The sequence below is a fragment of the Aquabacter sediminis genome, from assembly GCF_028863665.1.
Classification (GTDB): Bacteria; Pseudomonadota; Alphaproteobacteria; order Rhizobiales; family Xanthobacteraceae; genus L1I39.
The window spans coordinates 103,847-129,179 of record NZ_JARBFX010000001.1 but is presented as its reverse complement, the minus strand read 5'-3'; the positions used below and the strand labels follow the sequence as shown (position 1 = coordinate 129,179).

Here is a 25,333-nt window from a genome sequence, read left to right as displayed (position 1 = left end):
CGGCGCGTCGGCCGCTTCCTTCAGGCACAGAAACGAAAAAGGCGGCCTCGCGGCCGCCTTTTTCGTTTCCCTGCACCGGGCGGGAAAACCCAGCCAATCTGGTGCGGACGAGAGGACTCGAACCTCCACGGGTCTCCCCACTAGCACCTCAAGCTAGCGCGTCTACCAATTCCGCCACGACCGCATTCAGATCAGGCTCGGCGGTGTTTCCTGTTCAGGTCCCGTCCGCCGGGGGCCATCGTCTAACAGATCGACTCCGGCGCTACAAGGCCTCAACAGCGACGATCGCAACATCTATATGAAGCCTGTGGACGAGTGCGGCGTGCCGCCCCGTCAAAACCTTGGCAGCCAAATGATCGCACCCGTTTCCAGCCGTTCTTCCCTCGACGCCCGCCTGATGCCGCGGGAATCCGGCGCTCCGCCTGTTGAATGGATCGTGGCCGATTCCCTCGTCCCCTACCCCGAGGCCGTGCGACTCATGGAGGCGCGTGTGGCGGACATTGCCGCCGGCCGGGCCGCGGAGGCGGTGTGGCTGGTGGAGCATCCCCCGCTCTACACCGCCGGCACCAGCGCGCGGCGCGAGGATCTCCTGGACGCGCGATTCCCTGTCTTCGAGACCGGGCGCGGCGGGCAGTTCACCTATCACGGCCCCGGCCAGCGCGTGGCCTATGTGATGGTGGACCTGAAGCGGCGCGTGCCGGACCTGCGCCGCTATGTGGCGGGTCTGGAGGACTGGCTCATCGGCACGCTTTCCGCCTTCAACGTCACGGGCGAGCGCCGGGAGGACCGTGTGGGCGTCTGGGTGCCCCGTGCCGGGGGCGAGGACAAGATCGCCGCCATCGGCATCCGCGTGCGCCAATGGGTGACCTTCCACGGCATATCGCTGAACGTGGACCCTGACCTCGACCATTTCTCCGGCATCGTCCCCTGCGGGGTGCGCGAGCACGGGGTGACGAGCCTCGTCGCACTGGGCCACCTGGTGGGAATGGCGGAAGTGGACGCGGTTCTGAAAGTCGCGTTCGAAGAGATTTTCGGACCCACCGTGCGGGCGGAGACGCTCACGGCCCCCGTGGCGGCCTGAACCGTCGCGTGGGCGCACAGGCTGCCGAAATGACCATGGCGCCTGCGCGGACCTGTTGACGAGGGACCGCTCCAGCGCGCGCAAGGGGCGACCCGGAGGTGGTCGCCGCCCTATTGCGCGCCGGCCTTCGCCCGCTTGTACACCGTGCAGGACGTGGCGATGTAATTGGGGATCAGGTCGACCCAGCACAATTCCATGGTGTCGCCCTCCAACTCGCCGGATCCGGCGCTGAAGTCTGTGGCGATCACGAGGCGCTTGCCGTCGAGGCGCAGCGTGCCGAGCAATGTCTGCTCCTTGCCGCCCTTGGAGATCAGCGCACCGGCCAAAGCGCGCCCGTCTTGTGCATCGATGCGGACATCCCAGGATTCGCCGCTGGGGCGGCTGGCCAGGACGGAGGGGTCCGCCGGCTTGCTCATCTGGTCCATGGGCGTGACCACAACCGACGAGCCGGAGGTCTCCAGAGCCGTCCAGCGGCCCACCAGGTTCGGCACGTCAGCGGCCTGCGCGGGCGCGACGAGGCAGACTGCGGCAACGACACCGCCCAGGATATGGAACGCCCCCATGAACCCCTCCCGGCGGCACCTGCCGCCCCGTGGCCAAAGCCGACCGGACTGGCCGGATCAGATACCCAGCTTGCTCTTCAAGAGATCATTGACCGCCTGCGGATTGGCCTTGCCGCCCGAGGCCTTCATCACCTGTCCGACGAACCAGCCCAGCATGGTGGGCTTGGCCTGGACCTGCGCCACCTTGTCGGGATTGCCGGCGATGATCTCGTCCACAACCTTCTCGATGGCGGAAAGGTCGGTCACCTGCTTCAGGCCCCGCGCCTCCACCAGCTCGCGCGGATGGGCGGTGGACTTCTCCTCCAGGATGATGACCAGCACGTCCTTGGCGATCTTACCGGAAATGGTGCCGTCCGAAATCAGGTCCACGATGCCGGCCACCTGCTCGGCGGAGACGACACCACGGGCGATGGACAGGCCCGCCGCATTGGCCGCGGCGGCCACGTCGCCCATGACCCAGTTGGCCACCAGCTTGGCATTGCGGGCGACGCCGCCCGCCTGCACCGCCGCTTCGAAATAATCGGCGGTCTCCTTCTCGGCCACGAGGATCGAGGCGTCATAGGGGGTGAGGCCGTAATCGGCGATGAAGCGGGCCTTCTTGGCGTCGGGCAATTCCGGCAGGTCAGCCTCAAGCTCGGTGACAAAGCCCGGCTCCAGCACCAGGGGCAACAGGTCCGGATCGGGGAAGTAACGGTAATCGTGCGCTTCTTCCTTCGAGCGCATGGAGCGCGTCTCGCCCCGCACGGGGTCGAACAGGCGCGTTTCCTGCTCGATCACGCCGCCATCCTCGATGATCTCAATCTGGCGCCGCGCCTCGGTCTCCACCGCCTGGCCGATGAAGCGGATGGAATTAACGTTCTTGATCTCGCAGCGTGTGCCGAAGGGCTCGCCGGGGCGGCGCACGGAGACGTTCACGTCGGCGCGCAAATTGCCCTTCTCCATGTCGCCGTCGCAGGTGCCGAGATAGCGCAGGATGGAGCGCAGCTTGGTCACATAGGCGCGGGCCTCGTCCGCCGAGCGCAGATCGGGGCGGGAAACGATCTCCATGAGCGCCACGCCGGAGCGGTTCAGGTCCACGAAGCTCAGGGAGGGGGAGAGGTCATGGATGGACTTGCCCGCATCCTGCTCTAGGTGCAGGCGCTCGATGCCGACGACGATGCTCTCGCCGTCGGCGAGGTCGACGATCACCTCGCCCTCGCCCACGATGGGGCTCTTATACTGGCTGATCTGGTAGCCCTGGGGCAGGTCCGGGTAGAAATAGTTCTTCCGGTCGAACACCGAGCGCAGATTGATCTGCGCCTTCAGCCCAAGGCCCGTGCGCACCGCCTGGGCAACGCATTCCCCGTTGATGACCGGCAGCATGCCCGGCATGGCCGCATCCACCAGCGAGACATGGTCGTTGGGCGGGCCGCCAAAGGCGGTGGAGGCGCCGGAAAACAGCTTCGCGTTGGAGGAGACCTGGGCGTGCACCTCCATGCCGATCACCACCTCCCAATCGCCGGTGGCTCCACGGATGAGCTTCTTGGCGTCGGCGGGTCGCGTATGAGCGGTCATGTCTGTCCCTGCAACTGGCGCGCGGCGGGGCCGCGTTTATCAAACTCTGTCCCTACTCGAAGGCTTGGCTCTCTGGCAACCGCCTCGCCCACCTGTGCTATAGGCTGCGACGCTTTCGGCCGGCCGGAGGCGGTGAGAGACGGAACGGCATATGCGGCTTGCCACAGTGACCCTGGCGCGGGACGAAGCGGACATTATCGAGCGCTTCGTCCGCCACAACCTGCATTTCGTGGACCGCCTCTATGTGGTGGATGACGGCAGCACGGATGCGACGCCGGACATCCTGCGTCTCCTTGCGGCGGAGGGCGTTCCGCTGGTGGTGGTCTCCGACGGCGTGCATGGCGCCTATCACCAAGGCGTGCGCACCACCGCCCTTATGCACCGCGCCATGGCGGACGAGGCGTTCGACTTCATCCTGCCGCTGGATGCGGACGAGTTCATCGCCTTGCCCGACCGCGCGGCCCTTGAGGCGGAGTTGGCAAGCTTGCCGGCCGGGGCGGTGGGCGCCTTTTCCATGACGCACTATATCCCGCAGCCGCAGGACGATCTCACCGAGACCGACCCGCTGGCGCGGTTGACCTATGTGCTCGACATTCCCCGGCAGGTGAACAAGGTGGTGGTGCCCCGGTCCCTCGCCGCCCATCCCGAAACGTTGATCTCGGACGGCAATCACGGGGTGAGCCACTGGCACAAGGACGTGGCGCCGGTGCTTTTGCCGAATGCGGACCTCGCCCATTTTCCGGTGCGCTCCACCGACCAATTGGTGGCCAAGTGCCTCGCCTCATATGTGCGCTGGCGCGCGCGGCCGGACTATCAAGCAACCACCGCGATCCGCCACATGGATGGCGCTCGCCTCCTGGCGGCCGAGCCGGCCCTGGCGGTGAGCGATCCGGCGGCGCTGCTGGCCGCCTATATCCCCGAATCGGTCGGTCCGTTGCGGCGCCAGCCCTTCACCGATCGGCGCGGCGCCCTGCGCTATCCGCATCTGGCGCAGGCTTTTCCCTATCGCCGCATCATGTCGGCGCTGGATACGCTGGTGGAGACCGGGCGGGCCGGCGCGCGTGAGCTGGAAGTGGCACGGCGAACGCTTGAAAAGCGCAACGCGCCCTTCCGCGAGGCGCTCGCCGCGCGCCTGCGCAAGCTCAAGCGCTCTTTCATGAAGCGCATGCCCGGATAAAAAAACGGCGCCTCAGGTGGAGGCGCCGGAAGCTCCCGTCTCGGGGAGATGGGCATTTTCGTAGCGGATGGTCCAGGCGATGATTTCCCGCCACAGGGTCTCCGGCAGGTCCTCCGGCAGGCCCAATGCGCGCGCGCGGGTGCAGACCCGCTCCACCACCTCTTCCACGCGATCCGGCAGCAAGGCGGGGATTCCCGCCTCCGCCTTGATGGCCACCACCTTCTCCACCACCTTCAGCCGCCGCACCAGGAGATCGACCATCGCATCGTCGATGGCGTCGATCTCCACGCGGGCGGCACGAAGGCCTTCCGGGACGGGGCTCAATCCACCCACCAGAGGTCTTCCACCGGGAAGCGGCCGGCGGATTCCTCGATCACCTGGCCGAGCGAGAACAGCGTCTCCTCCTCGAACGGACGGCCGATGAGCTGGAGGCCCAGCGGCAGGCCGTCTGCGGAGAAGCCCGCCGGCAGGGACAGGCCCGGCAGGCCGGCCAGATTCACCGTCACGGTGAAGACGTCGTTGAGATACATCTCCACCGGATCGGCGCTGACCTTTTCGGCGATGCCGAAGGCGGGCGAGGGCGTGGCGGGGGTGAGGACGGCGTCCACGCCCTGGGCGAACACGTCGTCGAAGTCGCGCTTGATGAGGGTGCGAACCTTCTGCGCCTTCACATAATAGGCGTCGTAATAGCCGGCGGAGAGCACATAGGTGCCAATCATGATGCGCCGGCGCACCTCGGCGCCGAAGCCGGCGGCACGGGTGCGCTCGTACATCTCCACCACGTCGCGGCCGGGTTCGCGCAGGCCATAGCGCACGCCGTCATAGCGGGCGAGGTTGGAGGAGGCCTCCGCCAGCGCCACGATGTAATAGGCCGGCAACGCATATTTGGTGTGCGGCAGGGAGATGTCGACGATCTCGGCGCCGGCGTCCCGCAGCATGGCCGTGCCCTGGTCCCAGAGCTCGACGATCTCCTGCGACATGCCATCCACGCGATACTCGCGGGGAATGCCGATGCGCTTGCCGCGCACGGACTGGCCGACCGCATCCTCATAGTCCGGCACCCGCAGATTCACCGAGGTGGAATCCTTGGGATCATAACCGGCCATGGACTTCAGGAGGATGGCGGCATCGTTCACCGTGCGGGCGAAGGGGCCAGCCTGGTCGAGAGAGGAAGCATAGGCGACAATGCCCCAGCGCGAGCAGCGCCCATAAGTGGGCTTGATGCCCACAGTACCGGTGAAGGCCGCCGGCTGGCGGATGGAGCCGCCCGTATCGGTGCCGGTGGCACCGGCGCACAGGAAGCCGGCCACCGCCGCCGCCGAACCGCCCGACGAGCCGCCGGGCACCAGCGGCGCGCTGGACCCGTCCCGCCGCCAGGGCGACACGGTGGGGCCGAAGGCCGAGGTCTCGTTGGACGAGCCCATGGCGAACTCGTCATTGTTGAGCTTGCCCAGCATCACCGCGCCGGCCTTCCAGAGCTGGCTCGTGACGGTGGACTCATACTGGGGCACGAAGCCCTTCAGGATGTTCGAGCAGGCGGTGGTCTCCACCCCCTCGGTGCAGAACATGTCCTTGACGCCAAGGGGCAAGCCCTCCAGCGGGCCGGCATCGCCGGACGCGATCCGTTCGTCGCTGGCCTTGGCCATGTCGCGCGCCTTGTCGGCGGTCTCCAGCACATAGGCGTTGAGATCGCGCCCCTGCTCCATGGCCGAGATGTACGACTCGGTCAGTTCGACCGCGGTGAATTCGCCCTGGGCGAGGCCCTCTCGGGCCTGGGTCAAGGTGAGCTGGTTGAGCGCGGTCATTCCACCACCTTCGGAACCGTGAAAAAGCCGCCCTCGGCCTCGGGGGCATTGGCGAGGATCTTTTCGGGATAATGGCCGTCCGAGACCACGTCCTCGCGCATGGGCAGGTTCTGCGGCACCACGCCGGTCATGGGCTCGACGCCCGACACGTCGAGGGCGGAGAGCTGCTCCACGAACTGGAGGATGGCGTTCAGCTCGCCCTGGAGCGCGGAAAGTTCCTCTTCGCGCACGGCGATGCGCGCCAGATGCGCCACCCTCCGTACGGTCGCCTGATCGACGGACATGTCTTGCTCCCTGGGCCGCCCCGACCCTGATGCATCGGCGGCGTGGCCCTCTGCTGACCCGTGGATGGCCCGCACGGGGCGGGCCTCCGGAAAAATCCTCGTCGTGGCCTATAGCAAGGGGGGAATTGGGGAGGCAATGGCGCTCACCGCCCTTCCCCCGTCAGCGCCCCTCGCCCGCCTCCCGCACGACGGCCAGGAACTGGGCGCCATAACGCTCGAGCTTGGCCTCGCCGACGCCCGAAATGTCGCCGAAGGCCGCCAGGGAGCGCGGCCGGGCATGGGCGATGTCCAAGAGCGTGGTGTCGTGGAAAATCACATAAGGCGGCACGCCCTGCGCCCGCGCCAATTCCAGCCGCAGCGCTTTCAGCTTCTGGTAGAGCGCCTCGTCGCGCGGATCGGTGGGGCCGGCGCGCGGCACGCGGGCGCCGCCTTGGGTGCGGGCCGGGCGGGTGCGCTTTTCCACCTTCAGCTCAATGCGCCGCTCGCCGCGCAGCACCGGCCGGCAGGCGGCGGTAAGGGACAAGCCCCCATGGCCTTCCACATCCACCGCCACGAGCCCCAGCGCCACCACCTGCCGCAGTATGGCCCGCCACTCGTCGCGGCTCACCTCCTTGCCGATGCCGAAGGTGCTCAAATTCTCATGGCCGAACTTGTGCACCTTGTCGGTGGCGGTGCCAGTGAGCACGTCGATCACGTGGCCCGCCCCGAACATCTCCTTGGTGCGATAGATGCAGGAGAGCAGCTTCTGCACCGCCTCGGTGCCGTCATAGGTGCGCACGGGCTCGAGGCACGTGTCGCAATTGCCGCAGGGCTCGTGCAGTTCCTCCTCGAAATAGGCCAGCAGCACCTGGCGGCGACAACTGGCCGTCTCGCACAGGCCCAGCAGCGCATCGAGCTTCTGCCGCTCCACGCGCTTCCTGGCCTCGGAGGCGTCGGAGGCATCCACGAACTGGATGAGCTTGGCCACGTCCTCCATGCCATAGAGCAACAGCGCCTCGGAGGGCAGACCATCGCGGCCGGCGCGGCCGGTCTCCTGGTAATAGGCCTCGATGCTCTTGGGCAGGTCGAGGTGGACGACGAAGCGCACGTCCGGCTTGTCGATGCCCATCCCGAAGGCGATGGTGGCCACCATCACCACCCCCTCCTCCTTCAGGAAGCGGTCCTGGTTGCGGGCGCGCACCTGGGGATCGAGGCCCGCATGATAGGGCAGCGCCACCCGCCCCTCGTCGGCCAGCGCCTCGGCCGTGGCCTCCACCTTCGCCCGGCTCATGCAATAGACGATGCCCGCCTCGCCCTCATGGGCGTCGAGCAGCGCCCGGAGCTGGGCCTTGGGATTGTTCTTGGGCTGGATGCGATAGCGGATATTGGGCCGGTCGAAGGAGGAGAGGAACACCTCCCCGTCCTCCAGCCCCAGCCGCTCCACGATCTCCCGCCGGGTCGGGCCGTCCGCGGTGGCGGTGAGCGCGATGCGCGGCACCGAGGGGAAGCGCTCATGCAGGATGGTCAGCTGGCGATATTCGGGGCGGAAGTCGTGCCCCCATTGGGACACGCAGTGCGCTTCGTCGATGGCGAAGAGGGCGATGCGCGCGCCCTGCAGCAGAGTCAGGAATCCATCGGTCAGCAATCGCTCGGGCGCCACATAAAGGAGGTCCAGCTCGCCCATGGCCAGGTCCCGCTCCACCTGCCGGGCCTCGGCCGGGGAAAGGGAGGAATTGAGCATGGCCGCCTTTACGCCCAATTGGCGCAGCGCCTGCACCTGGTCGTGCATCAGGGCGATGAGCGGGGAGATGACGATGCCCGTGCCCGCTCGCGCGAGAGCCGGCACCTGGTAGCACAGCGACTTGCCACCGCCCGTGGGCATGAGGACAAGGGCGTCGCCGCCGCTCACCACATGGTCGACAATCTCCGCCTGCCGCCCCCGGAACGCCTCGTAGCCGAAGACGTGGCGCAGGATGTTCCTGGGCTCGCGCGACGGGTCGGGCGTGGAAGGGGAAAACGACTCGGCGGAAGACGGGGACATCATGCGACCCTATATAGCGCGTGCCGCCGCAAATCCGGCGCGCCCTCCCACAGGAAAGGCGCCTCAATCCTCGTCCTTCTGGCCGGAGGTCAGCGTGAAGTCCAGCGGGGTCTCCTCCAGCGGCTCCTCGTCGTCGCGCAAGGCGTCATCGTCGCTGGGGAGAGGAATGGCAAAGCCGGGCGGAATGCGGCCGTCCAGGAGCCCGGCTCCCTTCAGCTCGTCCAGGCCGGGCAAATCCTGCACCGCATCCAGACCGAAATGGATGAGGAAGGCGGACGTGGTGCCATAGGTCACGGGACGCCCAGGCGCCTTGCGTCGTCCCCTCAGGCGGATCCAGCCGCTTTCCAGGAGGACATCCAACGTCCCCTTGGAGGTGGTGACGCCACGGATCTCCTCGATCTCGGCCCGCGTCACCGGCTGGTGGTAGGCGATGATGGCCAAGACCTCGGTGGCGGCGCGCGACAGCTTGCGCGGTTCGGGGCCGGCGCCGGCGCGCAGATGGGCGAGGTCCGGCGCGGTGCGCAGCATCCAGCCGCCGGCCACCTTGACGATGTTGACGCCCCGCCGGGCATAGTCGGCGGTCAGCAGATCCATAAGGGCGCCGATGTCCGCCTCGCGCGTCAGATGGGGCGCCATCTCGCGGGCCGTTACAGGGGCGGTGGCGGTGAAGAGCAAGGCCTCGATCACGCGCACGTCCCGCGCCAGCGCCTCTTCCCGCGCGTCCAGGGGACGTTCATCGAAAAGGTCAATGCGCGGCGCCGACCGGCTGGGGGCGCGGCTCACGACACCCCCTCCCCGCCTTTGTCGTCCGCTCGCGGCCGCAGCCAGAGCGGGGCGAAATGGGCGTCCTGGCGGATGTCCAGGAGGCCTTCCTTCACCAGTTCCAGGCTGGCGGTGAAGCTGGAGGCGATGGCGGTGGCCCGCTGGTCGGGCTCGGTGAGATATTCGATCAGGAACTGGTCGAGCCGGATCCAGTCCCCCGTCAGGCCCACCAGCCGCTCCAGCCGCGCGCGCGCATCGGCGAGCGACCAGACGGCCCGTGTCTTGAGCGTCACGTAGGACAGCGCCGACTTCTGCCGCTGCGCGGCATAGGCAGAAAGGAGGTCATAGAGCGTCGCCGTATAGGTGACCTTGCCCTCCACCTCCGGCGCCTCAACCTGGGCGCGGGGAAAGACGTCGATGCCGAGACGCTTGCGCGCCATCAGCTTCTCGGCCGCCTGCCTTATGCGCTCCAGATGCCGCAGGCGGCGGGCGAAGGCATCAGCCAGTTCCTCCGCGCTCGGCCCGTCCTCGCGCGGCGGGGGCGGCAGGAGGAGGCGCGATTTCAGGTAGGCAAGCCAGGCTGCCATCACCAGATAGTCGGCGGCCAGTTCCAGGCGCACCTTCCGCGCCGCCTCGATGAAGGCGAGATACTGGTTGGCCAGTGCCAGGATAGACAGGCGGGTCAGGTCCACCTTCTGCGTGCGCGCCAAGGCGAGCAGCAGGTCGAGCGGTCCCTCGAACCCGTCAATGTCCACGACGAAGGCCCCGTCCGCCGCCTCCGAGGGCAGCACGTCCTCGGCAAAATCGGGGGAGACGGGCGCGCTGGTCATGGCCTCAATCGGTCAGGCGCAGGAGCCGGTCGCGCTCGGCGCGGGCAGCCTCGGCATCGAAGGGCGCGGGGGTAATGCGCGCCTTGAGCGCCCGCTCCGCCCGTTCCAGCGCGAGGCCCGAGAGCGCCGGTGTGACGGCAGCGATGGGCTCCATTTCGTCCAGGCGGCCATTGCAGTGGAGCAGCATGTCGCAACCGGCGGCGAGGGCGGCCTCGCCCCGTGTCGCGACAGTTCCCGAGAGCGCGCCCATGGAAAGATCGTCGCTCATGACGAGGCCGGAAAAGCCGATGAAGCGACGCACGACCTCTTCCATCACCACCGGCGAGGTGGTGGCGGGACGCTCCGCATCCAGGTCCGCATAGACCACATGCGCGGTCATGCCGAGCGGCAGGTCGGCCAGCGGCTGGAAGGCGGCAAAGTCGCTGCGTTCCAGCTCGGCGCGGGACGCATGCACCACCGGCAGGCGCTCATGGCTGTCCACCGGGGCGCGCCCATGACCGGGTATGTGCTTCACCACGGGCAGCACGCCGCCCTCAAGCAGCCCCTCGGCGGCGGCGCGGGCGAGCGCGGCCACCGAGACCGGCTCCTCCCCATAGGCCCGGTTGCCGATGATGCCGTGACCCTCGGGCAGGCGCAGGTCCGCAACTGGCAGGCAGTCCACATCGATGCCAAGGGCATGGAGATCGGCCGCGATGAGGCGTGAGTTCAGGCGCACCGCCTCAAGGCCGGCGGCCGCATCCTTGCGATAGAGGGCGCCGAAGACCTCGCCCGCGGGGTATTCCGGCCAATGTGGCGGCCTCAGGCGCTGGACGCGCCCACCCTCCTGGTCGATGAGGACGGGCACGCGCCAGCCAATGGCGGCACGGGCCTCCTCCACCAGTCGGCGCACCTGATCCGGCGTCTCCACATTGCGCGCAAAGAGGATCAGGCCCCACGGCGAATGCGCCGCCAGGAAGGACCTCTCGGACACGGTCAGGACCGGCCCCGAAAGGCCGACGATGAAGGCTTTTGACGTCATGGATCGGGCGTATCCGGGGGCGGCCGGCCCGTCAAGCGTGGCCGATCGCGGTACAGCATCGGCGGCAGGATTGGCGCCTGAAAGAGGTGGCCCCTGTATGAAGGTGGCCGGCGGCGAGCGGTCGGGGAGGCCACCCGATGTCGCCCGCACGCCGGCCGAACCCCACGGACCCAGGAGATGCGGCGGACCTGAGCACCCCGCAGGGCTATGGCATCGGACATCGCCGGTGGCGGTTGCCCGAGAGGCAGTGCCTTCACCTTAAAAGGTAGCGGAAAGCCATAGGAAATCAACGCGAGAGAATCGTCTGTGTCTTAGCCGCCTGAATACTGTTTGACCGTCTCCAGGAACTTAGCCACCGAAATGGGCTTGGAGAGATAGGCCTCGCAGCCGCCCGAGCGGATGCGCTCCTCGTCGCCCTTCATGGCGAAGGCGGTCACCGCCACGACGGGAATCGACTTCAGTTCCGGATCAGCCTTCAACCACTTTGTCACTTCAAGGCCGGACACCTCGGGCAACTGGATGTCCATGAGGATGAGGTCGGGCATGTGCTGGCGGGCGAGGCCCATGGCCTCGATGCCATTGCGGGTCTGCACCGTGCGATAGCCGTGCGCTTCCAGCAAATCGTGGAAGAGCTTCATGTTGAGCTCGTTGTCTTCCACGATCATCACGGTCTTCGGCATGCCCGCTGGTCCCCGCCACCTGCCGATCCGCTTCGCAGGGGCGCGCGGATCGTCCATCATGGGCATAGCTAGAGACCAATCGTTGCGGAAGCGCAAATGCCTATCAAGGATCGCCCCGGTTTCAATTCGCGCTCGCCCAAGGAGGTCCGCGCCGCCGCGCAGGAGCTTGCCGTGACCGCTTTGTCCTTCCTGGCCAAGGATGTGGAGCGCATCGGCGGCTTCCTGGCCGCCACCGGCATGGGGCCGGCGGACTTGCGCGCGGCGGCGTCCCAGCCGGAATTCGGGGCCGGCGTGCTGGGCTTCATCCTGTCCGACGAGCCCATGCTGCTGGCCTTCTGCGCCGACGCGGGCTTTCGGCCGGAGGATGTGATTCGCGCCCATGCGGTGCTCGACCCGCCTTTCGACCCCGATTCCCCGGTCCGCCGGGGATGAGCGAGGGGACCCGCCCTGCCCCCGGCTTCTGCCGCGACTGCCTGGCGGAGGCGGGGGATGGGCCGCGCTGCCGGGTCTGCGGCAGTCCGAGGCTGGTGCGGCATCCCAAGATCCACACCCTCTCCATCGCCCATGTGGATTGCGACGCCTTCTATGCGGCCATTGAGAAGCGGGACAACCCTGCCCTGCGGGATGTGCCCGTCATCATCGGCGGGGGCGTACGTGGCGTGGTGTCCACCGCCTGCTACATCGCCCGCATCCATGGCGTGCGCTCCGCCATGCCCATGTTCAAGGCCAAGGCGCTCTGCCCGCAGGCGGTGATCGTGAAGCCGGACATGCGCAAATACGCCGCCGTGGGCCGACAGGTGCGCGCGATGATGCAGGACCTGACACCGCTGGTGGAGCCACTCTCCATCGACGAGGCCTTTCTCGATCTCTCCGGCACCGAGAAGCTGCACGGACTCTCCCCAGCGCGCACGCTGGCGCGCTTTGCCGGGCAGGTGGAGCGGGAGATCGGGATTACCGTGTCGGTGGGCCTTGCCGCCAACAAGTTCCTGGCCAAGACCGCCTCCGACCTCGACAAGCCACGCGGCTTCTCGGTTCTGGGGCTGGAGGAGGCGGCAGACTTTCTTGCCGGACGTCCGGTGACTTTCATCTGGGGTGTCGGCCCGGCGTTTGGCGCGCGGCTCGCGAAGGATGGCTTTTCGCGCATCGGCGACATCCAGCGGGCGGACGCGTCAAAGCTCGGCCGGCTCTATGGGGCAGAGGGCTTGCGCCTGTGGCGGCTGGCGCAGGGGCTTGATGGGCGCACGGTGGAGCCTTCCCGCGAGGCCAAGAGCGTTTCCGCCGAGACCACTTTCGACACCGATATCGCCGAATTGCGCCCGCTGGAGCAGACCCTCTATGCCCTGTGCGAGGAAGTGTGCGGCCGCCTGAAGCGCAAGGACATGGCGGGGCGGTCCGTGACAGTGAAGTTGAAGACAGCCGATTTCCGCCTGCGTACCCGCTCGCGCATGCTGGAGAGCCCAACCATCCTGGCCGCCCGCCTCTATGAGGCGGCGCATGACCTGCTGGTGAAGGAAGTGGACGGCACGCGCTATCGCCTGGTTGGCGTTGGCCTTTCCGACCTTGGCCCGGCGGATGAGGCTGACCCGGTGGACCTCATCGACACCCGAACGCCCCGCATCAAGGCGGCGGAGGCGGCCATGGACAAGCTGAAGGCCAAATTCGGGGATGCCGCCGTCGAGCGCGGCATTCTTCTCGGCACAGGCAAGCGCGGCAAGCGACAGCGGGACGGCTAACGTTTCAGCTATTCATGGCACCCCTGAAGGGCTCTATCTCCTTGGTTTCACGCACTTCCTTCACGCGGACCGGTGCCCACTTTCTCGGAAATGCTTTAGAGCGCGATCCGACCCTCCGGAACTGCAAGTCAGTTCCTCCGGATCGGCGAATCACCCTCTAACTTATTGAAAAGAGGCCGATTCACCGAGTTTCAGGGGTTCAGGCGGGTTCCGCCACGTCCCGCACGCGTACGCTCACGCGGGCCTCGCCTTGCCAGTGCTCCACATCCAGCGTTCCCGCCACATGGAGGATGCGTCCGCGCCCACCCAGAAGCGCCCGGCCGATGGGCTCTTCGGCAACGCGGAAGGCGACCGCCTTCACGCTGGTGCCATCGGCGGCCGTGAGGCGGGCGCGCACGTGGCCGGCCCCAAATGCTTCCGCATAGGTGACCTTGTGGTTCGGGAAGGCAAAGACCGGCTCCGAACAGCCGGCGCCGAAAGGACCGGCGCGGGAGATCATGTCCACAAGGTTCGGCGTCGCCCCCGAGGCGGTCAGGGCGCCATCAATGGAGAGGGCATCCTGCCCCCGCGCCTTCAGCACGGAGGCGGCCAGCGCCTGCTCGATGAAAAGCCTCAGGTCTCCCAGCCGGTGCCGCTCAACCGTCAGGCCGGCCGCCATGGCATGCCCGCCACCCTTCACCAGAAGCCCTGCCTCGACCGCTGAGCGAACCGCTTTGCCGAGGTCGACCCCGGGAATGGAGCGGGCAGACCCTGTTCCAGTTTCCCCATTAAACGCAATGGCGAAGGCCGGCTTGTTGAACCTCTCCTTGAGGCGCGAAGCGACAAGACCCACCACGCCCGGGTGCCAGCCATCGCCGCTCACAACCACGGCCGCGCCGGCATCATCCAGGCCGTGGGCGGCGAAGGCCTCGGCCTCGGCCGCGGCCAGGATGGCGCGCTCCACCTCCTGGCGCTCGGTATTCAGCCGGTCCAGCTCGGCCGCGATCGCGCGCGCCTCCATGCCATCCTGCGTCAGCAAAAGGCGCGTACCCAAGGTCGCGTCTCCAATGCGCCCGCCCGCATTGATGCGAGGCCCGAGCAGAAAACCCAGGTGCCAGGGACGCGGCGGGCCATCGAGACGCGAGGCATCCATGAGGGCGGTCAGCCCGGGCCGTTCCCGGCGGCGCAGCGCAATGAGGCCCTTGGTCACGAAGGCGCGGTTGAGGCCGGTCAGGGGAACCACATCCGCGACCGTACCCAGCGCCACCAGATCGAGGTTCGAGAGCAGGTCCGGCGCGGGGCGGGCAGTGGTCCAGTGGCCTTCCTCCCGCAGCCGGCGCACAAGGCCGACGCAGGTCAGGAAAACAACACCCGCCGCGCACAAATGGCCAAGGCCCGAGAGGTCGTCTTCCCGGTTGGGATTAACAATGGCGGTGGCCGTGGGCAGGCGCTCGCCGGCCTGATGGTGGTCGAGCACCACCACATCAAGGCCAAGCCGCTGGGCGGCTGCGAGCGGCTCGGTGGAGGTGGTGCCGCAATCCACCGTCACCAGAAGCGTAACGCCGCGCGCGGCCAATTGCTCGATGGCGCCCACATTGGGGCCATAGCCCTCGAAGATCCGGTCGGGAATGTGAAAATGGGGATCCAGCCCACCCGCCCGCAGCGTGCTCACCAGCAAGGCGGTGGCGGTGGCCCCGTCCACGTCATAATCGCCGAAGACCGCGACACTCTCTTGCGTGCACACCGCCTCTGCCAGACGCTCGACGGCGGCGTCCATGTCAGTGAGCGTGCTGGGATCGGGCAGCAAGGCGCGAATCGTGGGATCGAGGTGCCCGGGGACATCGTCGATCTCCACGCCCCGGCCTGCGAGAACACGGGCCAGCAGATCGGGCACCCGATGACGCTGGGCGATGGCAAGAGCCGTCTGCGAGGCGCGCACATCCAGCCGGTCGCGCCAAGTGCGCCCGGTGACAGAGGCCGACACGTTGAGAAACGGGCGATTCGTCAGCTGCATGTTCACGCGCGCATGAAGCCAGAGGACGCCACGGCCGTCCATGACGAGGTATGCATGGCTTGTGGGCGGGGCACGCGTGCAATCCAGCGCGCCGACTAAGACCACAACTACTTAGCCGCCTCGCGACCCGTTAAATAGTTAATTTTTCGTTAAAAATGATCAAAACATACTCATCATCCATTTGCCGGCGAACGGTCGTCCAACATCCTGATCGAATGATCCAGAGGTGCCGGTCGTCGCCGCTCCTTCAAGCCGGCCGGTCGCGCTTCCGCTCTGTGCGAGAGCGAGTCGGTCGCGATGACAGTGAAATCCTGCGGCTGCCCGGCGCCGCGAAACTCTCTGCAGGGATCATGCTTCGCGTGTCCCTGCACGGGAATAGGCCGAGATCGGCCGTCCCCCAGCCGAGCCAGCACGCACAAGTCGAGGCCCTTTACGGAAGCACGTCCTCGGAGAGGTGGAATTTGCGCAGGTCGCGATGGTCCGTGGCGATGCGGCGCACGGTTCCGGTCGCCGCCCGCATCAGCAAGGTGTCCGTGCCGATGACATCACCGGAGAACCGCACGCCCTGAAGAAGAGGCCCGTCCGTGACTCCCGTGACCGCCACAAGGCAATCGCCGCGCACCATGTCGTCGAGCTTATAGACCCGTCCGAAGTCACGAATGCCCAAGGCCTTCGCCTGCTCGCGCTTTTTCTCGCTGTCCAGGACCAGCCGGCCTTCCATCTGGCCGCCGATGCAGCGTAGAGCAGCCGCCGCCAGAACACCTTCCGCGGCGCCACCGATGCCGAGATAGATGTCGACGCCGCTTTCCGTGGGATTGGTGGTGTGGATGACGCCCGCCACGTCGCCATCGGTGATGAGCTTAACGGCCGCGCCGGTCGAGCGCACCGTCTCAATCAGCCGGGCGTGCCGGGGGCGATCCAGAACCAGGGCGGTGATCTGGGAAGTGGGAACGCCCCGGGCCTTCGCCAGAGCGGCGATGTTCTCCTCCGGCGTGGCAGCCAGCGAGACGATGCCATCGGGATAGCCGGGTCCGATGGCCACTTTCTCCATATAGACGGGGGGCGCATTGAGCAGCGAGCCGGGCGCGGCCAGGACCACCACCGAAATGGAGCCGGCCATGTCCTTGGCGCACAAGGTTGCGCCTTCCAGCGGATCCACGGCGAGATCCACGGCATCGCCGCCCGCCCCCACCTCTTCGCCGAGGAAGAGATGGGGCACCTCGCCCTCCAAGCCTTCGCCGATCACAACCCGGCCGCGGATGGCCATGCCCGCGAGCACGCCGTGCGCTGCCTGGAGCGCAGCCTCGTCGGCGGCCTGTTCGTCCCCACGCCCTCGAAACCGGGCTGCGACCACCGCCGCGCGTTCAGTGACCCGCGCAAGCTCCAAAGCGAGGCGACGGTCGAGCACCTGGGGAACGCGGCTGTGGGACATGCCTCAATCCTTCTCGATGCGGATCACCTGAGGCCGGGAGGCCAGGACACCATCCGCGTCGATGGAGGCGACCGCGCGACGCACGGCCTCCTCGGTCGTGGCGTAGGTAATCAGGATCACCGTTGCGGGATCATTCGCACTGCTTGAACTGGGACGGCGCTGCACGATGGACTCAAGGGAAATGCCTTCGTCCGCCATGCGCCGAGCGATGGTCGCGGCGGTGCCGGGACGGTTCACGGCCGCCAGGCGGATATAGTAGCCACCCTCATGGTGCTGCATGGGCGCGCGTTCGGCGCGCACCAGGTGGGAGGCGGGCAGGCCGAAGGCAAAGCTTCCCTTGCCCTGCGCAACGTCGGCGAGGTCGCCCACCACGGCGGACGCGGTGGCCGCGCCTCCCGCTCCGGGGCCGACCAGGGTGAGGGCGACCGCATCGCCGTCCACCGCGACCGCATTGGTGACGCCCGACACCTGGGCGATGGGCCAGTGCTTGGGCACCATGGTGGGATGAACCCGCTGCTCGATGCCCTGGTCGGTGCGCACCGCAACCCCCAGCAGCTTGACCTTGTAGCCAAGGTCGTCCGCGGCTTCGAGGTCGGCCAGCGTCAGGGAGCGGATGCCCTCCAGATAGATGGCGTCCGCATCCACCTGCGTGCCGAAGGCGAGAGACGTGAGGATGGACAGCTTGTGGGCGGTGTCGTGCCCGTCAATGTCGAATGTCGGGTCGGCCTCCGCATAGCCCAGCCGCTGGGCCTCCGCGAGGCAGGTCTCGAAGGAGAGCTTCTCGTCCGCCATGCGGGTCAGGATGTAGTTGCAAGTGCCGTTGAGAATGCCGGACACGCGGGCGATGCGGTTCCCTGCCAACGCCTCGCGCAGCGTCTTCACGATGGGAATGCCGCCGGCCACCGCTGCCTCGAAATGCAGTCCCCCGCCGGCGGCTTCCGATGTGCGGGCAAGGTCGAGGCCGCATTTGGCGAGCAGCGCCTTGTTTGCGGTCACCACCGGCTTGCCGGCCTCCAACGCAGCAGAGACCGCCGCCTTGGCCGGATCGCCATCCCCGCCCATCAGTTCGACGAACACGTCAATGTCCGGATCGCGCGCCAGCGCCACCGGATCGTCGAGCCAACGCACGCCCGAAAGGTCCAGCCCACGATCCTTGCCGCGGCTGCGGGCGCTCACGGCGACCACCTTGATCTCGCGACCCGTGCGGGCGGCAAGATCGGCCTTGCGGGCTTCGAGCATGCGGATCACCGCCGCCCCGACGGTGCCGAGGCCCGCAAGCCCCACTCTCAACTGGCTCATGGATCGAACCGAATGTCCCTGTGTCGCAGATCTTGGAAGCAGATCTCGGCCGGATCGCTGCGGACCCGGCCGGCTCATCGCTTCCGCTCAGTTTCAGGCGACGGCTATGGCCGCCCGGGCTTGCGCCAGCCTGGAAGGGGGCGCGGCCAGTGTCAGCGCGCGGCGGTCAGCGGCACCACATTGTGGAGGGTGGTGCCGGCGGTGTCGAAGAAGCGGCGAATGTTGCGCGCGGCCTGCCGGATGCGCTGCTCGTTCTCCACCACCGCGATGCGCACATAATCGTCGCCATGCTCGCCAAAGCCGACGCCGGGGGCCACCGCCACCTCCGCCTTCTCGATGAGAAGCTTGGAGAATTCGACGCTTCCCATGGCCCGGAAGGGTTCGGGGATCGGCGCCCAGGCAAACATGGAGGCGGAGGGGACCGGAATGGTCCATCCGGCGCGGCCGAAGCTGTCCACCATGGCATCGCGGCGGCGCTTATAGGTCTCGCGCATCTCGCCGATATAGTCCTGCGGACCGTTCAGAGCCGCGGTCGCCGCCACCTGGATCGGGGTGTAGGCGCCGTAATCGAGGTAGGACTTCACCCGCGAGAGGGCGGCGATGAGACGCTCATTGCCCACCGCAAAGCCCATGCGCCAGCCGGCCATGGAATAGGTCTTGGACATGGAGGTGAACTCCACCGTCACGTCCACGGCACCGGGCACCTGCAGCACGGACGGCGGCGGATTGCCGTCGAAATAAAGTTCCGCGTAGGCAAGGTCCGACAGGATGATGAGGTCGTTCTTCTTCGCGAACGCCACCACGTCCTTATAGAAATCCAGGCTCGCCACCGTGGCGGTGGGGTTGGACGGATAGCACAGCACCACCGCGATGGGCTTCGGGATGGAATGCTGGACCGCCCGCTCCATGGCATGGAAGAAGCCCGGCCCGGGCTCAACCGGCACGGAGCGGATCACGCCACCCGCCATGAGGAAGCCGAAGGCGTGGATCGGATAGGAGGGATTGGGTGTCAGGATCACGTCGCCCGGGGCGGTGATGGCCTGCGCCATATTGGCGAAGCCTTCCTTCGAGCCCAAAGTCGCCACCACCTGCGTGTCGGGATTGACCTTCACGCCAAACCGCCGCTCGTAATAGGCCGCCTGCGCGCGGCGCAGGCCGGGAATGCCCTTGGAGGCGGAATAGCGGTCGGTGCGCGGCTTGCCGATGGTTTCCTTCAGCTTTTCGAGCACATGGGCAGGCGCTTCGAGGTCGGGATTGCCCATGCCGAGATCGATGATGTCGACGCCGTTGTTTCGGGCGGCGGCCTTCACGCGGTTCACCTGCTCGAACACATAGGGCGGCAGCCGGCGAATACGGTGAAAATCGGTCATCTCACTCAAGCTCCAAATGCCGCGCAAAGCTCCATGGGCGCGGCGAACGAGCTTTCTATCACTGTTCGCTGAATGAAAAAGCACCGATTGAATGCTGCGGTTGCGAGATATGGTCTGCGAGGGTCTCTTCCACCCGGTCAACCGCGATCTGATCGACGGTGACGAATCCCACAGGTGGGCGCAGCGCATAAACGTTCGGGTTGCGCGGGCCGGAAACCTCGGCAGTGGTCGGACCGAAGAGTCCGACGCTGGGCGTCCCAATGGCACCGGCGAGGTGCAGCATGCCGGAATCATTACCCAGGAATCGGGACGCAGAGCGGATCTGCATCACCGCATCCTCCAGCGGCGTGCCGGTGAAATCGCGCACAGAGACTTGGGCTGCAATCTCCATCGCCGCGACACGCTCCTGCGGTCCGCCCAGCACCCAGACGTCCCACCCGCGGGCTTTGAACCGCTTGGCGAGATCCGCAAAATGACCTACGGGCCAGAGGCGATGGGGATTGTAGGCCCCCGGAGCGATGGCGAGCACAGGCCGGACGGGAGGCCCGCCCAGCTCGCGCACCTGCCAGGCCGCCAGCTCATGGTCCTGCACAATTAGGCGCGGGGGAAGGCAGCGTTCGCTGCCACGACCGGCAAGGCCGCAGATCTTCTCGGTTTCGCCGGGATAGCTGCGCTCACCTGTACAGATGCGGTTGATGAGGAGTGCCCTGCCCTCCCCAAACCAGCCGACCCGCTCAGGAATGCCGGCCAAAAACGGTACGATCGCCGCCTTGACCGTGCGGCTGACCACATAGACGCGGCTATAGCCCTCACCCCTGAGCTGGCTGGCGAGGCGCAGCTTTTCCTTCAGGCCAAAACGGCCATGAGGGGTGTCGTCCACAAAGGCCTTGCGCAGTTCCGGCACGAACCGGACGACCCGGTCCGTGGGGCTACGGCACAGGAAGTCGATGGGAACCCCCGGATGCGCCGCTGCCACATGGCGCACCAGCGCGAAGCAGCGCACATGATCCCCGATGCCGCCATAGCCGGCCACCAGAATGGGTCCGCTGCGACTGCACTTGGCAATTCCCGCCGTGGCGACGAATGACATGACCCCGGTTCCCGCTTCGCATTCCCTTCATCTCTCCAGGGAATACGTTCCGTCAAGCGGGATAATGTTACTGCTGTGTGTCGTCCTTTGCGGCTTCTTCGCCGCGCTGACGGGTCTGCTGGGCCAGCGATTCCAGCTCCGTCTCCTTGGCCGCCTGCCCGCCGGCATCCAGGACGGGCGGGCGTTGCACGGGCTTGTCGGCGAATCCGGGAAACACCGCATTCGGGGCGGGCTTGGGGACGTCGGGATCCTTGCCGAACCAGGCGAACGGGCCGCCATCCCCCGCACAGCCCGCGAGCGCGCCGGCAATGCCGAGCGTGAGGGCGACAGCAAGCGCGCGCCGAAGGGATGAAGCCCGGCGAGGTCGGAAAGCGTGCTGTTGGCTCATGACAATCCTGTTGATGTGAACCGTTCCTTCCGCCGCAGGTCGCGCCCCTCGCCCACCGCGCAATGCCCCGTTAGTATGCCTGAAGCTAAAATTGTGAAACAGGGGTTGCGTGCCTGTCGTTGCGGGAGCCTATCCTGCGGGGCAAGGCAGCGCGGTCAGGGAACGCCAAATGTCGGAACAGAGGGACGTCACGCAAGCCCAGGTCCAGCCCAAGCTGGACATGGACGCCTTCGCCAATAATCTCGCCCGGCTGGTGGAAGAGGGCGGCAAGGCGCTCGCCGCCTATATCCGCCCTCGCGAGGACGGCAAGAAGGACGAACTGGCGGACGAAGTGGCCGATGCGGTGAAGACCATCGGCAACGTCGCCGAATATTGGATGGCGGACCCCAAGCGCACCGTGGAGGCACAGAGCCGGCTGATGTCCGGCTATCTTGCGGTGTGGACCGCGGCGCTCAAGAGAATGTCCGGCGAACCGGCCGATCCGGTTGTCGCGCCCGATCCGCGCGATGCGCGCTTCCGCGATCCCGAATGGCAAGCTAATCCCTTCTTCGATGCTCTCAAGCAGACCTATCTGGTCACCAGCACTTGGGCCGAATCCATGGTGACCGAGGCCGAGAGCCTCGATCCGCATTTGAAACACAAGGCCGAGTTCCTGGTCCGGCAGATCTCCAACGCCATCTCGCCGTCCAACTTCATCATGACCAACCCGGAATTGCTCCGGGAGACATTCAACTCGTCCGGCGAAAACCTGGTGCGGGGCATGAAGCACCTCACCGAGGACCTGATCGAGGGCAAGGGCGACCTGCGCATCCGCCAGACCGACATGTCCGCCTTCGAGGTGGGCCGCAATCTGGCCCTCACGCCCGGCAAGGTTATCTACCAGACTGACCTGATGCAGCTCATCCAGTATGAGCCCTCCACACCCAGCGTGAAGAAGATGCCGATCCTGGTGGTGCCGCCCTGGATCAACAAGTTCTACATCCTCGATCTGACGCCCGAGAAATCCTACATCAAATGGATGGTAGACCAGGGCTTCACCGTCTTCGTGATCTCCTGGGTCAATCCCGATGCGCGCCTGGCGGCCAAGGGGTTCGACGACTACATGCGCGACGGCATCTTCGCCGCCCTCGACGCGGTGCAGCGGGTGACCGGGGAGCCGCAGGCGCACACCATCGGCTATTGTGTCGGCGGCACCTTGCTCGCCGTCACCCTCGCCTACATGGCGGCGACCGGCGACACCCGTGTGGCCAGCAGCACCTTCCTGACCACCCAGATTGACTTCACCCATGCGGGCGACCTGAAGGTGTTCGTGGACGAGGAGCAGCTCGCCGCACTGGAGCGCCGGATGAAGGAACTGGGCTATCTGGAGGGATCCAAGATGGCGAGCGCCTTCAACATGCTGCGCTCGAACGACCTGATCTGGCCCTACGTGGTCAACAATTACATGAAGGGCAAGGCGCCCTTCCCCTTCGACCTGCTCTATTGGAATGCGGATTCCACCCGCATGCCGGCGGCCAACCACTCCTATTACCTGCGCAACTGCTACCTGGAGAACAACATCGCCAAGGGCAAGGCGGAGTTGGCCGGCGTGCGCATCGACATGGGGAAGGTGAACATCCCCGTCTATTGCCTCGCCACCAAGGAAGACCACATCGCCCCGGCCATGTCCGCCTATATCGGCATGGGCCTGCTGGGCGGGCCCGTGCGCTACGTGCTCGCGGGCTCCGGTCACATCGCCGGGGTGGTCAATCCGCCGGCCAAGAAGAAGTACCAATATTGGACCGGAGGGCCGGTGAGCGGTGAATATGCCGACTGGCTCCAGCACACGCAGGAGCATGCCGGGTCCTGGTGGCCGGACTGGGCGGAATGGCTCACCACCCTCCATCCCGAAGAAGTGCCCGCCCGCCCGGTGGGCGGCGACGCCTTCAATCCCATCGAGGACGCGCCCGGCTCCTATGTTCGGGCGCGATCCTGACGTCTGAGGTCACGGCACCAGGCCGTGAGCGTCCCAGTCATCCCGGGGGATCTGGTTGCCAAGCACATAGGTGAGGGTCTCGATGCCGAGACCCTCGTCCTTGGTCACGCAGCGATAGGACAGGTGATACCAGTGCCCTCCACTGCGCACCGCTGCGCCCGGAGCCGTCACCTGGTCGTCCCGGATGCGCGTGTCGGAGAAGGCATAGGCCACCAGTTCATCGGGGTGCATGCCCGGGTGCTGCCGGCTCACCTCGCCCATGGCGCGGGCATTGCAACGCTGCTCCATGCGCTCCGTAGGCTCCAGCAGGAGCATGGTCTTGTCGGAACTGGCGGCGAAGGCGGCGACGCCCGCGGGAAGCAGGGCCAGCCCGGCCAGCAGGATGGCTCCCAAGGCCAGACGACGGGTCGGAAATCGCAGGCGGCACATCCGATCATTCATCTCGTGGCATAGCGACACAGGCACGCACTTGGCGTGCGGCCTTCCAATGGCCCCCTGCAGCCAGCCTGGCAAGAGCCGCAGGGGAAGGTCGCTTGCCGGCTTGGAGCGCGCTCCGACCAGATGGCACCCGCAAGACGGTGCCATCCGGTCGCTGAGTCGCTCTCTCACCCATTGAACTGAACAGGATTCAGCGAGCGCTTTCGATCCCCATTGGATTGGATGGGCTCGGATCCTGCTCCGGTGGCGCCTCAGGCGGGCACGCGCCAGGTCTCCACCTCCGCCCGCTCAGCCTCGAAACGCTCCTCGACCACGCGGGCGGACCCCAGGTGCAGCGTGCCTGTAGCCCCATCCAGCGCGAGGAGATCGCCTTCCGCCAATTCCGTCTCGCCCAGACGCGCCCGTCGCGCGGCGGGATCGACGGTAAGCGTCGTGCATCCCACAAGGCAGGGCTTGCCCATCTGGCGGGCCACCAGCGCCGCATGGGCGGTTCGACCTCCTGCAGCGGTGACGATGCCGGCCGCCAGCGCGAAGCCTTCCACATCCGCCGTATTGGTGTCCGGCCGAATAAGAATGACGGACGCGCCGGTCGCGGCGAGGCGGCGGGCAGCCTCGGTATCGAAGGCCACGCGCCCCACGGCCACGCCTGCGGACGCGGGCGTCCCGCTGCCCACCACGGGCCCTGCATCTGCCAGCGTCCGGCGGCTGAGGCGCTCCAGGTCGATGCCCTCCAGCCGACTCAGCCCTTCGGAGGGCCTGATCAATCCCTCCCGCACCAGATCGATGGCAATCCGCAGGGCCGCTTGGGGCGTGCGCTTGGCGGACCGTGTTTGAAGGATGAAGAGGCGCCCATCCTCGATGGTGAACTCCACATCCTGCACGTCGGCAAATCCCTGCTCCAATTGTCTCAGGATCGCGCGCAAGCCGTCCGCCGCATGCGGCACCCGCCGGTCGAGCGCAGCCTCGCCTTCCGGGTTGCGCACGCCGGAGACCACATCCTCGCCCTGCGCCTCGAACAGCACGTCGATGACCGGCCGGTTGGCGCCGGTGGAGGGATCGCGCGAGAAGGCGACGCCCGATCCGGACGTGAGGCTGCGATTGCCGAACACCATGGCCTGCACCGTCACGGCGGTGCCGGCCAGGTGCTCCAGCTTTTCAAGCTTGCGGTAGGTGCGCGCGCGCGGACTGTCCCACGAGCGGTAGACGGCGGCCGCCGCCGCTTCCAATTGCGCGCGCGGCGCATCCGGGATCACGTCCTCCCCCTCGTCGATGACCTGCTGGAGAAGCGCACACAGCCGCTCCAGCGCTTCGCCATCAAGGGCCGTGGCATCCCTCACCCCTTCTGAGCGCGCGAGGGCCGCAGCGGGTTCGGCAAAGGCGGCGGGGTCGATGCCCAGCACAACGGAGCCGAAGCTCTCCAGGAAGCGGCGGCGGCAATCCCAAGCAAAACGCGGATTGCCGCTGAGGCGCACGAGACCCCGAACGGCCGCTGGCGTGCACCCCACGTCCAGCACCGTCTCCAGCATGCCGGGCATGGAGCGCGCTGCGCCCGAGCGGACGGAGACCAGAAGCGGCCGACGGGAATCCCCGAAAACGCGGCCTGTTGCCTGCTCCAGGAAGGCAATGCCTTCCTCCAAGGCCTTGGCGACCTCGCGCTCCGCGCCCGGCTCGCCACGTGTGATCGCACCACACAGCGAGATGGGCAGGACGAAAGCAGGAGGGACTGGCAGGCCGAGGGCTGCCATGCGGGCAAGATTTGCCGCCTTGGCGCCGATCTCTTCGACGGGAGGGGTCAAGGTGCTGCCGGAGCCGATGGTGACGGGGCGCATGGGCCGCCTCCT

Annotated in this window: 23 protein-coding genes and 1 tRNA gene; 5 read left to right on the top strand and 19 right to left on the bottom strand. The window is 67.0% G+C overall.

Going from position 1 to position 25,333, the window contains the following annotated elements; translation table 11 throughout:
• Positions 1-99: 99 nt before the first annotated feature.
• A tRNA-Leu gene (locus PV781_RS00580) sits at positions 100-184 on the bottom strand.
• 168 nt (positions 185-352) lie between these two features.
• Here PV781_RS00580 and lipB point away from each other — a divergent pair.
• Positions 353-1,081: a lipoyl(octanoyl) transferase LipB gene (lipB, locus tag PV781_RS00575; RefSeq protein WP_274773707.1), complete on the top strand. Its 729-nt coding sequence runs from the start codon at positions 353-355 to the stop codon at positions 1,079-1,081.
• Positions 1,082-1,191: 110 nt separating this feature from the next.
• Here the strand turns inward: lipB and PV781_RS00570 are convergent, their stop codons facing one another.
• Positions 1,192-1,644 (bottom strand): hypothetical protein, encoded by a 453-nt coding sequence (locus PV781_RS00570; RefSeq protein ID WP_274773706.1) that lies wholly within the window; start codon positions 1,642-1,644, stop codon positions 1,192-1,194.
• Positions 1,645-1,701: 57 nt separating this feature from the next.
• Positions 1,702-3,198, bottom strand: a complete 1,497-nt coding sequence (gene gatB / locus PV781_RS00565; RefSeq protein ID WP_274773705.1) for an Asp-tRNA(Asn)/Glu-tRNA(Gln) amidotransferase subunit GatB — start codon at positions 3,196-3,198, stop codon at positions 1,702-1,704.
• Positions 3,199-3,349: 151 nt separating this feature from the next.
• Between gatB and PV781_RS00560 the strand changes: the two genes are divergently transcribed.
• Complete coding sequence (locus PV781_RS00560; RefSeq protein WP_274773704.1) at positions 3,350-4,375, top strand: glycosyltransferase family 2 protein; 1,026 nt, start codon at positions 3,350-3,352, stop codon at positions 4,373-4,375.
• Between the two features lie 12 nt (positions 4,376-4,387).
• Here the strand turns inward: PV781_RS00560 and PV781_RS00555 are convergent, their stop codons facing one another.
• From PV781_RS00555 to PV781_RS00520, 8 genes are all read right to left on the bottom strand, one after another.
• On the bottom strand, positions 4,388-4,708 hold the full coding sequence (locus tag PV781_RS00555) for a chorismate mutase (protein WP_274773703.1): 321 nt from the start codon (positions 4,706-4,708) through the stop codon (positions 4,388-4,390).
• Positions 4,696-6,180 (bottom strand): Asp-tRNA(Asn)/Glu-tRNA(Gln) amidotransferase subunit GatA, encoded by a 1,485-nt coding sequence (gene gatA / locus PV781_RS00550; protein ID WP_274773702.1) that lies wholly within the window; start codon positions 6,178-6,180, stop codon positions 4,696-4,698. The genes PV781_RS00555 and gatA overlap by 13 nt, the downstream gene beginning before the upstream one ends.
• Positions 6,177-6,464, bottom strand: a complete 288-nt coding sequence (gene gatC / locus PV781_RS00545) for an Asp-tRNA(Asn)/Glu-tRNA(Gln) amidotransferase subunit GatC (protein ID WP_274773701.1) — start codon at positions 6,462-6,464, stop codon at positions 6,177-6,179. Before gatC ends, gatA begins: the two co-directional genes overlap by 4 nt.
• Positions 6,465-6,624: 160 nt before the next feature.
• Entirely contained in the window at positions 6,625-8,487 is a 1,863-nt protein-coding gene (recQ, locus tag PV781_RS00540) for a DNA helicase RecQ (protein ID WP_274773700.1), read from the bottom strand.
• Positions 8,488-8,547: 60 nt separating this feature from the next.
• Complete coding sequence (scpB, locus tag PV781_RS00535; protein WP_425532339.1) at positions 8,548-9,267, bottom strand: SMC-Scp complex subunit ScpB; 720 nt, start codon at positions 9,265-9,267, stop codon at positions 8,548-8,550.
• Complete coding sequence (locus PV781_RS00530; protein WP_274773699.1) at positions 9,264-10,076, bottom strand: segregation and condensation protein A; 813 nt, start codon at positions 10,074-10,076, stop codon at positions 9,264-9,266. Before PV781_RS00530 ends, scpB begins: the two co-directional genes overlap by 4 nt.
• A gap of 4 nt (positions 10,077-10,080) precedes the next feature.
• Positions 10,081-11,094, bottom strand: coding sequence for a beta-N-acetylhexosaminidase (nagZ, locus tag PV781_RS00525; RefSeq protein ID WP_274773698.1), 1,014 nt, complete (start codon positions 11,092-11,094; stop codon positions 10,081-10,083).
• Positions 11,095-11,405: 311 nt separating this feature from the next.
• Positions 11,406-11,774, bottom strand: coding sequence for a response regulator (locus PV781_RS00520; RefSeq protein WP_209100294.1), 369 nt, complete (start codon positions 11,772-11,774; stop codon positions 11,406-11,408).
• A 96-nt stretch (positions 11,775-11,870) separates the two neighbouring features.
• Here PV781_RS00520 and PV781_RS00515 point away from each other — a divergent pair, with 96 nt between their 5' ends.
• On the top strand, positions 11,871-12,206 hold the full coding sequence (locus PV781_RS00515; protein WP_274773697.1) for a DUF3572 domain-containing protein: 336 nt from the start codon (positions 11,871-11,873) through the stop codon (positions 12,204-12,206).
• Positions 12,203-13,507, top strand: coding sequence for a DNA polymerase IV (locus PV781_RS00510; RefSeq protein WP_274773696.1), 1,305 nt, complete (start codon positions 12,203-12,205; stop codon positions 13,505-13,507). The genes PV781_RS00515 and PV781_RS00510 overlap by 4 nt, the downstream gene beginning before the upstream one ends.
• Positions 13,508-13,706: 199 nt before the next feature.
• On the opposite strand, the gene recJ is transcribed toward PV781_RS00510, so the two are convergent.
• The 6 genes from recJ to PV781_RS00480 form a co-directional block, all read right to left on the bottom strand.
• Positions 13,707-15,500, bottom strand: a complete 1,794-nt coding sequence (gene recJ, locus PV781_RS00505; protein ID WP_274773695.1) for a single-stranded-DNA-specific exonuclease RecJ — start codon at positions 15,498-15,500, stop codon at positions 13,707-13,709.
• Between the two features lie 430 nt (positions 15,501-15,930).
• The gene (gene glpX, locus PV781_RS00500; protein WP_274773694.1) at positions 15,931-16,932 is read right to left on the bottom strand and encodes a class II fructose-bisphosphatase; all 1,002 of its coding nucleotides are present in this window, start codon (positions 16,930-16,932) and stop codon (positions 15,931-15,933) included.
• Between the two features lie 3 nt (positions 16,933-16,935).
• The gene (locus tag PV781_RS00495; RefSeq protein WP_274773693.1) at positions 16,936-18,231 is read right to left on the bottom strand and encodes a homoserine dehydrogenase; all 1,296 of its coding nucleotides are present in this window, start codon (positions 18,229-18,231) and stop codon (positions 16,936-16,938) included.
• A gap of 152 nt (positions 18,232-18,383) precedes the next feature.
• Positions 18,384-19,601 carry an LL-diaminopimelate aminotransferase gene (locus PV781_RS00490; protein WP_274773692.1) on the bottom strand — a complete coding sequence of 406 codons (1,218 nt, stop codon included), beginning with the start codon at positions 19,599-19,601 and terminating at the stop codon, positions 18,384-18,386.
• Positions 19,602-19,659: 58 nt separating this feature from the next.
• The gene (gene waaF, locus PV781_RS00485; protein WP_274773691.1) at positions 19,660-20,691 is read right to left on the bottom strand and encodes a lipopolysaccharide heptosyltransferase II; all 1,032 of its coding nucleotides are present in this window, start codon (positions 20,689-20,691) and stop codon (positions 19,660-19,662) included.
• Positions 20,692-20,758: 67 nt separating this feature from the next.
• Positions 20,759-21,079, bottom strand: a complete 321-nt coding sequence (locus PV781_RS00480) for a hypothetical protein (protein WP_274773690.1) — start codon at positions 21,077-21,079, stop codon at positions 20,759-20,761.
• A gap of 169 nt (positions 21,080-21,248) precedes the next feature.
• Between PV781_RS00480 and phaC the strand changes: the two genes are divergently transcribed.
• Complete coding sequence (gene phaC / locus PV781_RS00475) at positions 21,249-23,054, top strand: class I poly(R)-hydroxyalkanoic acid synthase (RefSeq protein WP_274773689.1); 1,806 nt, start codon at positions 21,249-21,251, stop codon at positions 23,052-23,054.
• A gap of 9 nt (positions 23,055-23,063) precedes the next feature.
• On the opposite strand, the gene PV781_RS00470 is transcribed toward phaC, so the two are convergent.
• Complete coding sequence (locus PV781_RS00470) at positions 23,064-23,483, bottom strand: DUF930 domain-containing protein (RefSeq protein ID WP_274773688.1); 420 nt, start codon at positions 23,481-23,483, stop codon at positions 23,064-23,066.
• A gap of 260 nt (positions 23,484-23,743) precedes the next feature.
• Positions 23,744-25,321 carry a PEP/pyruvate-binding domain-containing protein gene (locus tag PV781_RS00465; RefSeq protein ID WP_274773687.1) on the bottom strand — a complete coding sequence of 526 codons (1,578 nt, stop codon included), beginning with the start codon at positions 25,319-25,321 and terminating at the stop codon, positions 23,744-23,746.
• Positions 25,322-25,333 lie beyond the last annotated feature (12 nt).

What these genes read in the sequence shown, in the direction of transcription:
- lipB (WP_274773707.1), top strand. Translation starts at nt 353, where the DNA reads ATGATCGCACCCGTTTCCAGCCGTTCTTCCCTCGACGCCCGCCTGATG.
- PV781_RS00570 (WP_274773706.1), bottom strand. Translation starts at nt 1,644, where the DNA reads ATGGGGGCGTTCCATATCCTGGGCGGTGTCGTTGCCGCAGTCTGCCTC.
- gatB (WP_274773705.1), bottom strand. Translation starts at nt 3,198, where the DNA reads ATGACCGCTCATACGCGACCCGCCGACGCCAAGAAGCTCATCCGTGGA.
- PV781_RS00560 (WP_274773704.1), top strand. Translation starts at nt 3,350, where the DNA reads ATGCGGCTTGCCACAGTGACCCTGGCGCGGGACGAAGCGGACATTATC.
- gatA (WP_274773702.1), bottom strand. Translation starts at nt 6,180, where the DNA reads ATGACCGCGCTCAACCAGCTCACCTTGACCCAGGCCCGAGAGGGCCTC.
- gatC (WP_274773701.1), bottom strand. Translation starts at nt 6,464, where the DNA reads ATGTCCGTCGATCAGGCGACCGTACGGAGGGTGGCGCATCTGGCGCGC.
- recQ (WP_274773700.1), bottom strand. Translation starts at nt 8,487, where the DNA reads ATGATGTCCCCGTCTTCCGCCGAGTCGTTTTCCCCTTCCACGCCCGAC.
- PV781_RS00530 (WP_274773699.1), bottom strand. Translation starts at nt 10,076, where the DNA reads ATGACCAGCGCGCCCGTCTCCCCCGATTTTGCCGAGGACGTGCTGCCC.
- nagZ (WP_274773698.1), bottom strand. Translation starts at nt 11,094, where the DNA reads ATGACGTCAAAAGCCTTCATCGTCGGCCTTTCGGGGCCGGTCCTGACC.
- PV781_RS00520 (WP_209100294.1), bottom strand. Translation starts at nt 11,774, where the DNA reads ATGCCGAAGACCGTGATGATCGTGGAAGACAACGAGCTCAACATGAAG.
- PV781_RS00515 (WP_274773697.1), top strand. Translation starts at nt 11,871, where the DNA reads ATGCCTATCAAGGATCGCCCCGGTTTCAATTCGCGCTCGCCCAAGGAG.
- PV781_RS00510 (WP_274773696.1), top strand. Translation starts at nt 12,203, where the DNA reads ATGAGCGAGGGGACCCGCCCTGCCCCCGGCTTCTGCCGCGACTGCCTG.
- recJ (WP_274773695.1), bottom strand. Translation starts at nt 15,500, where the DNA reads ATGCAGCTGACGAATCGCCCGTTTCTCAACGTGTCGGCCTCTGTCACC.
- glpX (WP_274773694.1), bottom strand. Translation starts at nt 16,932, where the DNA reads ATGTCCCACAGCCGCGTTCCCCAGGTGCTCGACCGTCGCCTCGCTTTG.
- PV781_RS00495 (WP_274773693.1), bottom strand. Translation starts at nt 18,231, where the DNA reads ATGAGCCAGTTGAGAGTGGGGCTTGCGGGCCTCGGCACCGTCGGGGCG.
- PV781_RS00490 (WP_274773692.1), bottom strand. Translation starts at nt 19,601, where the DNA reads ATGACCGATTTTCACCGTATTCGCCGGCTGCCGCCCTATGTGTTCGAG.
- waaF (WP_274773691.1), bottom strand. Translation starts at nt 20,691, where the DNA reads ATGTCATTCGTCGCCACGGCGGGAATTGCCAAGTGCAGTCGCAGCGGA.
- PV781_RS00480 (WP_274773690.1), bottom strand. Translation starts at nt 21,079, where the DNA reads ATGAGCCAACAGCACGCTTTCCGACCTCGCCGGGCTTCATCCCTTCGG.
- phaC (WP_274773689.1), top strand. Translation starts at nt 21,249, where the DNA reads ATGTCGGAACAGAGGGACGTCACGCAAGCCCAGGTCCAGCCCAAGCTG.
- PV781_RS00470 (WP_274773688.1), bottom strand. Translation starts at nt 23,483, where the DNA reads ATGTGCCGCCTGCGATTTCCGACCCGTCGTCTGGCCTTGGGAGCCATC.
- PV781_RS00465 (WP_274773687.1), bottom strand. Translation starts at nt 25,321, where the DNA reads ATGCGCCCCGTCACCATCGGCTCCGGCAGCACCTTGACCCCTCCCGTC.